This window comes from Streptomyces sp. NPDC093085 (assembly GCF_040683935.1).
Taxonomy (GTDB): domain Bacteria; phylum Actinomycetota; class Actinomycetes; order Streptomycetales; family Streptomycetaceae; genus Streptomyces.
Genome location: NZ_JBFBFB010000018.1, coordinates 19,164 through 32,239, shown reverse-complemented (window position 1 = coordinate 32,239; position 13,076 = coordinate 19,164). Strand labels below are relative to the sequence as shown.

General features: G+C 72.8%; 12 protein-coding genes, 2 tRNA genes and 1 riboswitch. Of the genes, 11 read left to right on the top strand and 3 right to left on the bottom strand.

What is annotated here, in order from left to right; translation table 11 throughout:
- Positions 1-180: 180 nt before the first annotated feature.
- The 3 genes from AB0O07_RS32830 (at position 181) to AB0O07_RS32820 (ending at position 3,517) form a co-directional block, all read left to right on the top strand.
- On the top strand, positions 181-864 hold the full coding sequence (locus AB0O07_RS32830; RefSeq protein WP_365640341.1) for a hypothetical protein: 684 nt from the start codon (positions 181-183) through the stop codon (positions 862-864).
- A 239-nt stretch (positions 865-1,103) separates the two neighbouring features.
- Positions 1,104-3,269: a DEAD/DEAH box helicase gene (locus AB0O07_RS32825; RefSeq protein WP_365640338.1), complete on the top strand. Its 2,166-nt coding sequence runs from the start codon at positions 1,104-1,106 to the stop codon at positions 3,267-3,269.
- 175 nt (positions 3,270-3,444) lie between these two features.
- A tRNA-Lys gene (locus tag AB0O07_RS32820) sits at positions 3,445-3,517 on the top strand.
- Between the two features lie 58 nt (positions 3,518-3,575).
- On the opposite strand, the gene AB0O07_RS32815 is transcribed toward AB0O07_RS32820, so the two are convergent.
- Positions 3,576-4,247: a helix-turn-helix domain-containing protein gene (locus AB0O07_RS32815; RefSeq protein ID WP_365640336.1), complete on the bottom strand. Its 672-nt coding sequence runs from the start codon at positions 4,245-4,247 to the stop codon at positions 3,576-3,578.
- A gap of 340 nt (positions 4,248-4,587) precedes the next feature.
- Between AB0O07_RS32815 and AB0O07_RS32810 the strand changes: the two genes are divergently transcribed.
- From AB0O07_RS32810 to AB0O07_RS32800, 3 genes are all read left to right on the top strand, one after another.
- Positions 4,588-5,850: a cytochrome P450 gene (locus AB0O07_RS32810; RefSeq protein WP_365640334.1), complete on the top strand. Its 1,263-nt coding sequence runs from the start codon at positions 4,588-4,590 to the stop codon at positions 5,848-5,850.
- Positions 5,851-5,999: 149 nt separating this feature from the next.
- Positions 6,000-6,218 (top strand): hypothetical protein, encoded by a 219-nt coding sequence (locus tag AB0O07_RS32805; protein WP_365640332.1) that lies wholly within the window; start codon positions 6,000-6,002, stop codon positions 6,216-6,218.
- 77 nt (positions 6,219-6,295) lie between these two features.
- Entirely contained in the window at positions 6,296-6,508 is a 213-nt protein-coding gene (locus AB0O07_RS32800; RefSeq protein WP_365640330.1) for a hypothetical protein, read from the top strand.
- An 88-nt stretch (positions 6,509-6,596) separates the two neighbouring features.
- Here AB0O07_RS32800 and AB0O07_RS32795 read toward each other — a convergent pair whose 3' ends face one another.
- The gene (locus tag AB0O07_RS32795; RefSeq protein ID WP_365640327.1) at positions 6,597-7,094 is read right to left on the bottom strand and encodes a nuclear transport factor 2 family protein; all 498 of its coding nucleotides are present in this window, start codon (positions 7,092-7,094) and stop codon (positions 6,597-6,599) included.
- Entirely contained in the window at positions 7,091-7,837 is a 747-nt protein-coding gene (locus AB0O07_RS32790; RefSeq protein WP_365640324.1) for an SDR family oxidoreductase, read from the bottom strand. The genes AB0O07_RS32795 and AB0O07_RS32790 overlap by 4 nt, the downstream gene beginning before the upstream one ends.
- A 130-nt stretch (positions 7,838-7,967) precedes the next feature.
- On the opposite strand from AB0O07_RS32790, the gene AB0O07_RS32785 reads away from it, so the two are divergent.
- The 5 genes from AB0O07_RS32785 to AB0O07_RS32765 all read left to right on the top strand — a co-directional run bounded on the left by AB0O07_RS32785 (position 7,968) and on the right by AB0O07_RS32765 (position 12,997).
- Complete coding sequence (locus tag AB0O07_RS32785; RefSeq protein ID WP_365640321.1) at positions 7,968-8,795, top strand: helix-turn-helix transcriptional regulator; 828 nt, start codon at positions 7,968-7,970, stop codon at positions 8,793-8,795.
- Between the two features lie 97 nt (positions 8,796-8,892).
- A tRNA-Met gene (locus AB0O07_RS32780) sits at positions 8,893-8,966 on the top strand.
- Between the two features lie 183 nt (positions 8,967-9,149).
- Positions 9,150-9,905 carry a TipAS antibiotic-recognition domain-containing protein gene (locus AB0O07_RS32775; protein WP_365640319.1) on the top strand — a complete coding sequence of 252 codons (756 nt, stop codon included), beginning with the start codon at positions 9,150-9,152 and terminating at the stop codon, positions 9,903-9,905.
- Between the two features lie 420 nt (positions 9,906-10,325).
- Positions 10,326-11,417, top strand: coding sequence for a PP2C family protein-serine/threonine phosphatase (locus AB0O07_RS32770; RefSeq protein WP_365640524.1), 1,092 nt, complete (start codon positions 10,326-10,328; stop codon positions 11,415-11,417).
- Positions 11,418-11,785: 368 nt separating this feature from the next.
- A riboswitch (cyclic di-AMP (ydaO/yuaA leader) is annotated at positions 11,786-11,939 on the top strand.
- 44 nt (positions 11,940-11,983) lie between these two features.
- The gene (locus AB0O07_RS32765; RefSeq protein WP_365640521.1) at positions 11,984-12,997 is read left to right on the top strand and encodes a M23 family metallopeptidase; all 1,014 of its coding nucleotides are present in this window, start codon (positions 11,984-11,986) and stop codon (positions 12,995-12,997) included.
- The last annotated feature ends 79 nt before the right edge of the window (positions 12,998-13,076 follow it).

Genomic DNA, 13,076 nt, shown 5'->3' with positions numbered 1-13,076 from the left:
CCGTTCCTGTTGTCGTTCCTGGCGTTCGCGTCGCCGTGGTGCGCCCCTTAGGGGGCGGATGGGGGACGGGTCGGGGCGGGCAGGGCGTGTCCCCGGTGCCGGAAAAGAAGTTGAGCAGGGGGCAGGGAGATCCGCGTCCCCTCTGCTGTCCCTCTTCCCCGCGCCCCGGAGGTGCCCCTCGTGCGCCAGTTGTCCGCCCCTGGCCGTCTCGCCGTCTGGCTCGTCTCGTCCCTGGCGGCTCTCAGCTCCGCGGGCTGTATGAGCGTCGGCGACGGCGCGGGGGCCCCGGCCGTCTCGCTCGCCCCGGAGCGTACGGGCGGGGCCGCCGAACCCGACGGCGGTACGGGGGCCGTGACCGGATCCGGTGGTGCCGGTTCCTGGCCGGGGCATACGGAGAAGAGCGGAGGCGGGGGTACGGAGCACGCCGAGGCGGGCGGCGACGCGGGGCCCGACGGCAAGGGCGGGCCGGGGGGCGCGGCGGCGGCCGGGGCCTCGGAGTCGCCGGCGGCCAACGGGGGCTCCCCGGGGGCCGGTTCTCCCGCCGTACCGTCGCCGAAGCCGTCCACCGGGACCCGCCCGCAGCCGGGGCACGGTAAGCCGACGACCGGGCCCGGGGGCGAGCCCGTACCGACCAAGGAGCCCACCCGCCCCGCGCCGCCGACCGGCCAGCCGCCCGCGCAGAGCCCCGCCCCCGAGCCCCCGGACCCCGAGCCGGAGCCCAGCAGGCCGCAGGAGCCCCCGTCGGCCTCTCCGCCCGCCGACACCAGGACGGCCGCTTCGGCCTCGGCCGAGGGGGCGGGGGCGCGGAAGGAGTGGAAGGAGCGGAGGGAGCCATCGGCGTCGGCGCAGCCGAGCCCGGTGTGAGACGCGCCACTTCTCCCCAGCTCCGGTGCTCACCAGGGCGGGAACGCGGGGCTCGGTTTGCCTGAGGCGGGGGTGGGTGCGTATGGTAGTAGATCGTTTGATCATTGCCCGGCGCCGACACAGAAGAGCGCCGCGTGGCGCGTACTCTCCCTTGCCGTGGCTGACCGCATAGAGGCGGTTGATTTGTGAATCACGGAGTTTGGGCGCGTGCCGAGACTCCGGAAGGTTTCGCATTTCGCATGTCCGTTTCCAGTACTGACCGCACCGCCATGCCCGAGACTGTCGAGGTCGTCGAGACCGTCGAGGCCGACAAGGGTGTCGAGACCGTCGACGCCGTCGAGGCCCCTGTGGCCGCCGACGCGGCAGAGGCCACCGAGTCCTTCGCCGCGTCCGAGGCCGACGAGACGTCACCGGCCGCCTCCGAGCCCGGCTCCGGTGTCACCTTCGGCGACCTGGGCCTGCCCGAGGGCATCGTCCGCAAGCTCGCCCAGAACGGCGTCACCACCCCCTTCCCGATCCAGGCCGCGACCATCCCGGACGCCCTGGCCGGCAAGGACATCCTGGGCCGGGGCAGGACCGGCTCCGGCAAGACCCTCTCCTTCGGGCTGCCGCTGCTCGCCACGCTGGCGGGCGGCCACACCGAGAAGAAGAAGCCGCGCGGCGTCATCCTCACCCCCACCCGTGAGCTGGCCATGCAGGTCGCGGACGCGCTCCAGCCGTACGGCGATGTGCTCGGCCTGAAGATGAAGGTCGTCTGCGGCGGTACGTCGATGTCCAACCAGATCTACGCCCTGGAGCGCGGCGTCGACATCCTCGTCGCCACCCCGGGCCGGCTGCGCGACCTGATCAACCGCCGCGCCTGCTCGCTGGAGCAGGTCCAGATCGCGATCCTCGACGAGGCCGACCAGATGTCGGACCTGGGCTTCATGCCCGAGGTCACCGAGCTGCTCGACCTGGTGCCGGCCGGCGGCCAGCGCATGCTCTTCTCCGCGACGATGGAGAACGAGATCAGCGCGCTCGTCAAGCGCTACCTGACCGACCCGGTCAGCCACGAGGTCGACAGCGCCCAGGGCAATGTCACGACGATGACGCACCACGTGCTCGTCGTGAAGCCGAAGGACAAGGCGCCGGTCACCGCGGCGATCGCCGCCCGCAAGGGCCGCACCATCATCTTCGTACGGACCCAGCTCGGCGCCGACCGGATCGCCGAGCAGCTCCGTGACTCGGGCGTGAAGGCCGACGCGCTGCACGGCGGGATGACGCAGGGCGCGCGGACCCGGACGCTCGCCGACTTCAAGGACGGTTACGTCAACGCCCTCGTCGCGACGGACGTCGCGGCCCGGGGTATCCACGTGGACGGCATCGACCTGGTGCTCAACGTGGACCCGGCCGGGGACCACAAGGACTACCTGCACCGCTCGGGCCGTACGGCGCGGGCCGGCAAGTCCGGTGTCGTCGTCTCGCTGGCGCTGCCGCACCAGCGCCGGCAGATCTTCCGGCTGATGGAGGACGCGGGCGTGGACGCCTCGCGCCACATGGTCGGCGGCGCGGGCGCGTTCGACCCGGAGGTCGCGGAGATCACCGGCGCGCGTTCGCTCACGGAGGTCCAGGCGGACTCCGCGAACAACGCGGCCAAGCAGGCCGAGCGCGAGGCCGCCGACCTGACCCGGCAGTTGGAGCGGGCGCAGCGGCGCGCGGTCGAACTGCGCGAGGAGGCGGGCCGGCTGGTGGCGCGCGCCGCGCGCGAGCGGGGCGAGGACCCGGAGGCGGCGGTGGCCGCGGTGGCGGCCGAGGCCGAGCGCGCGGTCGAGGAGGCCGCCGCGGCGGCGTCCGTGCCGCAGCAGAGCACGCCGCGCGACGAGCGCGGCAACTTCGCCCGCCGGGACGACCGTCGTGACGACCGGGGCGACCGCAGGGACGACCGGGGCGAGCGCAGCGGCCGGGGCGGCGCGCGGGGCTACACGCCGCGCGACGACCGGGGCGGCGACCGTGGCGGTGACCGGGGTGGTTTCCGCCGTGACGACCGCAGGGACGACCGTGGCGGCGACCGCCGTGACGACCGTCCGTTCAGCCGTGACCGGCGTGACGACCGCCGTGACGACCGGGGCGGCTTCAACCGCGACCGTGGCGGCGACCGTCCGTTCAACCGTGACCGCCGCGACGACCGCCGTGACGACCGGGGCGCCCGCCCCTTCGAGCGCCGCGACCACCGGGACCACCGGGGCGCCGGTGACCGCCCGTTCAACCGTGACCGCCGTGACGACCGCCCCTCCGGCGGCTACCGCTCGGCCGGACACGACCGTCCCGGCACCCGCCGCGACGACCACCGTGGCGGTACGACGGGCACCGGCACCGGATCCTTCGGCCGCCGCGACGACAAGCCCCGCTGGAAGCGCAACGGCTGACCCCCGGCACCCCCGGCACCGCTGGCAGGGCCCGCGCCACCCCTCTCAGGGACCCCCTGAGAGGGGGTGGCACGGGCCCTTCCCCGTCCCTCCGGATCCCCGTACGGGGGGATGAAGGGGGATACCTGATCTACGCACGGGCCCGGGCGGGCTATGCTCGTGTCTGTTGTGCCGAGGGCCGTTAGCTCAATTGGCAGAGCAGCGGACTTTTAATCCGTTGGTTGTGGGTTCGAGTCCCACACGGCCTACCGACAGCACCTGCTGCATCTGGTGCCTCTGATACGCCTGTTACACCTGATACGCCTGTTACGCGGCGCCCGGACCGGCTTCGGCCGACCCGGGCGCCGACGTGTTTCCGCCTGATTCCCCGCCCGGTTCCCCGCTCCGTTCCCCGCCCGGTCGCGGGGGCGCGGGGGTGAGCGGCCGGGCGATGTCCCGGGCGATGGCGCGGGCGACGGCGATGACCTGGTCCTCGGAGGCGTCGCTGCCCCGGGCGGCCAGCAGGACCGAATGGACGCTCAGCAGGGCCGTGCGCAGGCGGAGTTCCTCCTCCACCGGGATCCCCGGGGCGGTGAGGACCGCCAGGAGTTCCCCGAACCGTTCGCGGGCGCCCGTACGCTCCGTGCTGAAGTCCGTGCGCGGGTTGGCGAGGGCCAGCCGCAGCACCGGCAGGTGGTCCCGGGCGGCCAGGCCGACCATGCGGTCCACGGCCCGCATACGGAGCTCGGGACCGGGCGGCTGCTCCCGGGCCCAGACGACGGTCTCGTCGAGGGCCGTCAGGTACCGGGCGAAGAGCGCGTGCGCGATCTCCGCCTTGCTGCTGAAGTGGTAGTAGAGGGCCGCCTTGGTGATCCCGAGCCGCTCGGCGATCTGGCGCATCGAGGTGGCCTCGTACCCCTGGTCGGTGAAGAGTTCGGTGGCCACCTCGCGGATCTCGGCCTTCGTGTCGCTGCCACTGCGCCGGCCCGGTGACGGCATCGCCGCTCCCTCTTCTCTTCTCTGTTTCGCGCATGTCGGCTCTGCTTCGCCAATACGGCTCCGCTTCGCGCATGTCGGCGCCTCGTGCTCCGGCGGGGCCCTCGGATGGCCGGAACGCGTTCTCGTACGCCCGGGTCGATCATCGCCGAGAGACGCGGGGTTGCCTACTTGCCGGACGGCAAGTAATCTACTGACCGGCCGGTAGGTAAGTGCCGTGTCTCCTTCTCCGTCCTGTGCGACGGCTTCTCCGTCCCGTGCGGCGGCCCGCCGGCCTGCTCGATCGCTTGCTTGCTCGATCGCTCCACCTGGCCCTCGCGTGCACACCCACCGGAGGAAGTCCATGACGATCAGCGATTCCGTCGGAGCTCCTGGTTCCGTCGACAGTCCCCGGCCCGTCGAAAGCCCCGGCCAGAGCCTCCCGGTCGCGCGCGGCTGCCCCTTCAGCCAGCCCCAGCAGTACGCCCGGCTGCGCGAGCGGGGGCCGGTCGGCACCGTCCGGCTGGCCGACGGCGCCGAGGCGTACTGGATCTCCGGCCACGAGGAAGGCCGCGCCGTCCTCACCGACCGCAGGTTCTCCTCGGACCGGCGGCTGCCCGGCTTCCCGGTCCTCGACCCCGACCCGGGAACGCGCAAGCGGCTGATCAGCCAGCCGCCGACGATGATCGGCATGGACGCGCCCGAGCACACCGCCGCCCGCCGCGCCGTACTCGGCGAGTTCACCTTGAAGCGGCTGACCGCGCTGCGCCCGCGCGTCCAGAGCATCGTCGACCGGTTCGTCGACGAGATGCTCGCCGCCGAGACGCACCCCGTCGACCTGGTGCGGGCGCTCTCCCTGCCGGTGCCCTCGCTGGTCATCTGCGAACTGCTCGGCGTGCCCTACGGCGACCACGACTTCTTCCAGGAGCGCACCGCCACGGTGATACGCCGCACCAACCCCTCGCAGGCGCGGCAGCAGGCGTTCGCGGAGCTCCGCTCCTACATGGGCGACCTGATCACCCGTAAGGAGACCGAGCCGGGCGACGACCTGTTCAGCCGGCAGATCGCCAAGCAGCGCGCGGAGGGCACCTTCGACCACGAGGCCATGGTCAGCACCGCCTTCCTGCTCCTGCTGGCCGGCCACGAGACCACCGCCAACATGATCTCGCTCGGCGTCCTCGCCCTGCTGCGCCATCCCGACCAGCTCGCCCTGATCACCGCCGACCCGGCCAGGACGCCCCTGGCCGTCGAGGAGCTGCTGCGCTACTTCGCGATAGCCGACCTCGTCACCTCGCGCGTGGCGACGGAGGACGTGACGGTCGGCGGGGTGACGATCGAGGCGGGTTCGGGGGTCGTGGTCTCGGGCCTCTCGGTCAACTGGGACCCGGAAGTGTTCCCCGACCCCGCCGAGCTGGATCTCGGACGCGGCGCCCGCAACCACATCGCCTTCGGCTTCGGGCCGCACCAGTGCCTGGGCCAGAACCTCGCCCGCGCCGAGTTGCAGATCGTGTTCGACACCCTTTTCCGCCGGATCCCCGGGCTGCGGCTCGCCGTACCGGTCGAAGACATCCCGTTCAAGACGGACGCCGGTCTCTACGGCGCCTACGAGCTCCCGGTCACCTGGTAGACCCGGCAGGGGCGGAGCACCCGCCCGTCGGGCATCGGGGAGCCCCCGCCCGTCCGAAGGGATCTCTGTGACGTACGTTACAGGGGGTACGGAAGATGGGCGGGGCCCCAGTGGTGCGCCCGGGGCGGGAGCGACGCACCCTTGGCCGTATGAGTGATGTACCGATCGTCGTACACCGGGTGTCCGGGACGGGCGGACGGCGGGTTACGGTCCGCGGCCGGATCATGGGGCTCGCCCACTCCGACGACCACCTGGTCGAGTTCCTCCGGCAGGCCGGGCTGCCCGACGCCTGGGATCTGCTGGACGACCCGGAATGGGTGGAGTGGCAGGGCGGGGGCGCGCACGAGTACTGGAGCGCGTCGGTGTGAGGGGGCGTGGCCGGGGCCCGGGGCCGGGCGGGGCCACGCTCCGGCGATTGTCAGTGGCTCGCCGTAGCCTTGGTCCCATGGTCGATCTCCCTTCCGCACCACAGGTCCCGTCCTCCTCCGAGCCCCGTTCCGACCGCCCCGCCCGCTCCGCCGCTGTGGTGAACGAGGAGATCCGCGCGCTCTGGACCCGCGCCGGCAGCGCGCTGACCTCGGCCGAGCAGGAGCGGTACCAGCGGCTGCTGGTGGAGTGGGCGGCGGCCGTACGGGCCGACGTCGTCGAGGCCGCGTAGGACCGGGCGGAGGGCGTGCGCAGAGGCGGGCGCGGGGCCTCCTCCGGGGGCCGAGGCCGGTTCCTCGGCCCCCGGCAGGGCGGTCGGCTCAGCTCGCCTCGAAGGCCCGTACGGTGTCCTCGCCCTCCGTCCACCAGACCCCGAGCCGCTGCCGGACCAGGAGCCAGCCGTCCCCGTCCCGGCGGAACTCCCAGTCGTAGGGGCCGCCCATGGCGTACGGCGCGGAGGTTCTGCCGGGGGCGGTGACGGCGACGAACCACATGTACCCGGTGCCGGTCGCCCGGTCACCCGCCACCTCCACCCGCATGTTCAGGATGTGGTGCTGCATGCTCTCGTACGGTGACTCGGCCTCCTCCACCTTGGCGCGGATGGCCTCCCGGCCCCGGATCCGCTCCCAGGGCCCGAACTCCATGACGGCGTCCTCGGCCCAGCAGGCGGACCAGGTCCGCCACTCCTTGCGGTCCAGCGCCCGCCAGCCCCGCATCATGAGGGCGCGCAGGGCGTCCCGGTCCTCCAGGGCCCGCACCCTGCGCTCCAGGGCGGCGGAGTCAGCGGCGGGGTGCGGGGCGCCGTCGGGTGTCGTCACTGGTTGCTCCCCACCGGCCGTACGACGATCTCGTTGACGTCGACCTCGGGCGGCTGCGCGACGGCGTAGGCGATGGCGTCCGCGATCGCCGAGGCCGGCAGGGCCACGGAGCGGTACGTCCGCATCTCCTCCCGGGCGGCCGGGTCCGCGATGCCGTCCGCGAGTTCGGACTCGGTGACCCCCGGCGAGACCAGCGTGACCCGGATGGAGCCGGCCGACTCCTGCCGCAGCCCCTCGGAGAGCGCGCGGACCGCGAACTTGGTGGCGCAGTAGACGGCGGCGGTGGGCGAGACCTCGTACGCGGCGACGGAGGAGACGTTCACGATGTGGCCGCCGCCCCGCGCCCGCATCACGGGCAGCGCGGCGGCGATGCCGTGCAGGACGCCCCGCAGGTTCACGTCGATCATGCGGTCCCACTCCGCCGTCCTGAGCTCGGCCAGCGGCGAGAGCGGCATCACCCCGGCGTTGTTGACCATCACGTCCACCTGGCCGTACTGCTCACCGGCCGCCGCCACGAACTCCCGGACCTCGGCGGCCCGGGTGACGTCCAGGCGCCGGGCCGCCGCCGTGCCGCCCTCGGCGGTGATCTCCTTGACCAGCCGCTCCAGCCGGTCGGTGCGCCGTGCCCCCAGCAGCAGGCGGTGGCCGTCGGCGGCGAGCCTGCGGGCGGTCGCCTCGCCGATCCCGCTGCTGGCGCCGGTGATCGCCACCACCTTGCCCGTTCGTTCTGCCGTGTTCGTCATGACTCTTCCTCTCGTCCTCTCTCGGAGGACACCGAGTCTGGGCGCGGCCCGGCAGGCGGCCCAGGCCGTCTGCTCCCTGGGTGCGGCACACCCAGGCGGCGGTACCCGCCCACGCCCTAGCGTGGAGGGCATGGGCGAGAACCAGTTGGGGGAGTTCCTGCGGGCGCGCCGGGCCGGTGTGCGGCCGGACGATGTCGGGATGGCGAGTTACGGCGTGCGGCGGGTGGCCGGGCTGCGCCGTGAGGAGGTCGCCGTGCTGGCGGGGGTGAACGTGGACTACTACACCCGGCTGGAACAGGGGCGCGAACGCCACCCGTCCCCACCGGTGGTGGACGCGCTCGCCCGGGCGCTCCGGCTGGACACCGACGCCAGGACCCATCTGCACCGGCTCGCCGGAACCGCGCCGTCCAGGCCGCCCGCCGCCACCCCCGGCCGGGTCGACCCCGCGCTCCGCGTCCTGCTCGACGGCTACCCCGGCACCCCGGCGCTCGTCATCGGCCCGAGCCTGGACATCCTGGCCGCCAACCCCCTGGCCCGTGCGGTGTACTCGCCCTTCGACCCGATGGACAACCTGGCCCGCATGGTCTTCCTCGCCCCGGCCGGGCGGCCCTTCCACCCCCGGTGGGACCAGACGGCCGAGGCGGTGGTGGGGCATCTGCGCCAGGCGTACGGCATCGACCCGGGCAACCCGGAGCTGCGCGGGCTCGTCGCCGAACTCAGCGCGCGCAGTGCGGACTTCGCCTGGCTCTGGGAGACCCACACCGTGCGGGGCAAGACCCTGGAGCACAAGTACTTCCACCACCCGGACGTCGGCGCGCTGACCCTCACGTACCACGCGTTCGACATACGGGCCGCCCCCGGCCAGCAGTTGATCATCTACCACGCCGAACCGGGCGGCCCCGACGCCGAGGCGCTCACCCTGCTCGGCTCCGTGCACGCCACGGCGGACCGGGCCTGAATCCCGCCGCGTGGCCGTCCCCAGGTGGCCGCCGGCCGGTGGCCGTCCCCAGGTGGTCATGGGCCCGCTCCCGATGGCGTAGAGTTGTGTTCACCGACGCGGGGTGGAGCAGCTCGGTAGCTCGCTGGGCTCATAACCCAGAGGTCGCAGGTTCAAATCCTGTCCCCGCTACTCGTGGAAAACGCAAGGCCCGGATCCTCATCGAGGATCCGGGCCTTCGTCGTGCCCGGTGCCTTCGTCGTGCCCGGTGCCTTGAATCGGGCAGCGCCTTCGCGTTCCCGGACGCCTCCGCGTGCCGAACGCCTGCGCATTCCGCTTGACCTTTACGTAACGTCAACTTCTACCGTGAACGTCATGGAGTGGTCGATCCAGGACATCGCGAAGAAGGCCGGTACCACCAGCCGCACGCTCCGCCACTACGGGGAGCTCGGCCTGCTGGTCCCCACCAGGACCGGGGCCAACGGCTACCGGTACTACGACCAGGACGCCCTGGTCCGGCTCCAGCGGATTCTGCTGCTGCGCGGGCTCGGGCTCGGGCTGCCGGACATCGGGCGGATTCTCGACGGCCAGGACGGCCGGCGGGAGACCGTGGCGGCCCTCCGGGGCCATCTGGAGCTGCTGGAGCGGGAGCGCGAGCGGATCGGGCGGCTGATCGTGTCCGTACGGACCACTCTCCACAAAACCGAGAACGGAGAGGAACTCATGGCAGAGGAAGTGTTCGACGGTTTCGCGCACACCCGGTACGCGGAGGAGGTCACCGAGCGGTGGGGGCGCGACGCGTACGAGAAGGGCGACCGGTGGTGGCGCTCGCTCGGCGAGGAGGAGCGCCGCGCGTTCCAGGAGCGGCACGAGGCGATCGCCCGCGACTGGGGGAGCGCGAAGGCGGCCGGGTACGGCCCGGAGAGCGACGAGGCGCAGGAGATCGCCCGGCGCCACTGCGCGTGGCTCTCGGTGACCATGGAGCCCACCAGGGCCTATGTCATCGGTGTCACGGCCATGTATGTCGAAGATCCACGTTTCGCCGCGAACTATGACAAGTACGGTGAAGGTACGGCTGTGCTCGTGCGGGACGCCATGAAGGTGTACGCCGAGCGCCACCTGACCGGCTGAGAACCTGCGGAGGAGTTACGGAGCCCCACCGGCCGCCACCGGCGGCTCCGTAGCCCGTACGGCCGACGGCGGTCGCCGCCCCGAGCGGTGGCGGCCAGCCTGGAGGGTGTGCGGGTACCGTCCGCAGCCGTCGGCGGACCGGGCAGGAGACGACTGGTGGGGAAGGTCAGGAAGAACGCGGAGCGCCCCGGTGGCGGCGGCGCCGGCGGCCGGGCGTCCGCGGGGTTCCGGGCGGCCGCCGGGTACGTCCGCGACACCGTCCACCGGCGCCGGCGGAACCGGCGCCACCAGCGCCATCTGGTCGAGGAACTCGCCCTGGCCCCGGAAGGGGCGCACAACGGGCTCCCGGAGGGCGCCCCCTACGGGCCCCACGGGCCGCACGGGCTCCTCGCGTACGGGCGGGCCCGCGCCGGCCGCAGGATCGTCCGGGTGCTCCCCGCCCTGGTCATCATCGGCGGGGTGGTCCTGGACGTGGTCACCCCGGCCCGGGTCACCGCGGCGCCGTTCTTCGCCGCCGCCCCGCTGATCGCGGCCCCGTTCTACCCGATGGTGGGCACCCTGCTGGTGGCGGTGTTCTCGCTCGGCGCCGAGACGGGGCTCCGGATCAAGACGGACTCGCTCTACACGGTGACGGCGACCAGCGAACTCCTCACCGTGCTCGTCGTCTCCGCCCTCGCGCTCTACATCAACGGGGTCGTCAGACGGAGCGGCGAACGGCTCGCCTCCGCCAGGATCATCGCGGAGACCGCCCAGCGCGCCGTGCTCCCCCGGCCCGCCGAACGGATCGGCGGGCTCCGGATCGCCGCGCGGTACGAGGCGGCCCAGGAGGGGGCGTTCATCGGCGGTGACCTCTTCGCCGTCCAGGACACCCCCTACGGGGTGCGGCTGGTGGTCGGCGACGTACGGGGCAAGGGTCTTGAGGCGGTCGAGGCGGTCGCCGTGATCATCGGGTCGTTCCGGGAGGCGGCCGAGCAGGAGGGCACCTTGGAGGGGGTCGCGGAGCGGCTGGAGCGCTCGCTGCTGCGGGAGGGCACCCGGCGGGACGGGCTCGACGTCTTCGAGGGGTTCACCACGGCCGTACTGGCGGAGATCCCGCACGGCGAGGGCGTCGTACGGCTGGTCAACCGGGGCCACCCCGAGCCGCTGCTGATGGGGCACGACGGCGCCGTACGGACGCTGGTGCCGAGGGATCCGGCGCTGCCGCTCGGCATGAGCGAACTGGGCGCGTGGCCGGACCGGGCCGAGCAGGCGCCGTACCCCGACGGGGCGACGCTGCTCTTCTACACGGACGGCCTCAGCGAGGCCCGGGACGCCCGTGGCGCCTTCTACGTGCCGCGCGAGCGGCTCGACGGGCGGATCTTCCAGGGGCCCGACGAACTCCTCCAGGCGCTCATCGACGACGTACGGCTCCACACGGGCGGCGGCAGCCAGGACGACATGGCGCTGCTGGCGGTGAGCCGGCCGGCGCGGGGGGAGCCGGAGCGGCGCAGGACGATGCCGATCGTCCCGTAAGGGTGTCCGTGCCGATCGTCCCGTAGGGGTGTCCGTAGGGGTGTCCGTAAGGGGGGCCGTAAGGGGGTACGTAAGAGTCTCCGTGCGGGGCCCCGTACGGGTTCCCGTGAGGGAAGTGTGACGGCGGCTGTCACCCATGGTGACGGGAAGGTGTTCCTCCGTATAGCGCGGAGTCGGGGCGCCGCGTGCGCGTGGTCACGTCACCCGCCCCGAATCCCGTTCAACTCGCCCGAGTGCGCGCTCTTGTGTCCGGGTACGTCCGTTGCGAAGTCGTTAACGATCATCGGGAACAGCTTGGAATAAGGCCCTGGTCTCTATTAACGTTCGATAACGCAGCGCGGTTGTCCCAGCCGTCGCCGAGACGGCACCGTGCGCATGCGCCGAATCCCGCGAGGGAACCGGGGAACCACCAATTGGGGTGAATCGGGAGTTACTTGCCGCCCGCGCGGCAGGGGACATCCGTAGGAGACCTTCCTGCTCCGAACCCGTCAGCTAACCCGGTAGGCGAGAAGGAAGGAAAGGAGCACGCCTCAGTGGCGTCCAACCAGCCTGCCCCCACGGCCACCATCGAAACCCCCGCCTTCGGCAGCGGCGGTGCGAGCCAGGCGCCCGGCACCTGGGGCGAGTGGAACCCCACCGAGGAGTCCATCCAGCCGGTACGCGGCAGGCACCGGGTGGCCAAGCAGCGCAACGGGCTGGCCCGCAGCTCCACCGTCCTCGGCGTCGGCGTCATGGCCGCGGTCGGCGCGGGCGGCATCGCCACCGCCCAGGACAAGCCCGCGGTCTCCATATCCCTCCCCGACGCCATCGCGGACAGCCTCCCCGACGCCAAGTCCCTCCCCGGGATCGGCTCGCTCGGCGGCGAAGAGGCCGGGACCACCGACCCGCTCGCCAACGCGCCGCTGACCTCCGCCGGGCTGACCGTCACGGAGGCCGAGCAGGGCGCCACCGACGCCGGCGAGGCGCTCCGCGCCCGCATCATCCAGCAGGCCGAGCGGCAGCAGGCCAGCGCCGACGCCACGCAGAAGGCGGCGGCCGAGGACGCCGCGGCCGAGAAGGCCGCGAGCCAGGCCAAGGCCCGCCTGAGCGACGCCGAGAAGAAGATCGAGGCGGCGAAGAAGAAGGCCGAGGCCGAGGCGAAGATCAAGGCGGAGCAGGAGCGGCTCGCCAAGCTGGCGGCCAGCTACTCGCTGCCGACCTCCTCGTACACCATCACCTCCACCTTCGGTCAGTCCGGCTCCCTCTGGTCCTCCGGCTACCACACCGGCCTGGACTTCGCCGCGCCCACCGGCACGCCGATCAAGGCGGTCCACAGCGGCACCGTCACCTCGGCCGGCTGGTCGGGCTCGTACGGCTACCGCACGGTCCTGGAGCTGGAGGACGGTACGGAGGTCTGGTACGCGCACCAGTCGTCCCTCGCCGTCAGCGTCGGCCAGAAGGTCTCCACCGGCGATGTCATCGGCCGCGTCGGCGCGACCGGCAATGTCACCGGCCCCCACCTCCACCTGGAGGTCCACACGGCGGGCGGCACGGGCATCGACCCGATGGCCTGGCTCCAGGGCAAGGGCATCAACCCCTGAGCACGCCAGAGCCGTACCCCTACGGGTACGCGCGCGCACTCTGACTCCGAGCCCCCGCCCCTTCCCGGCGGGGGCTCAG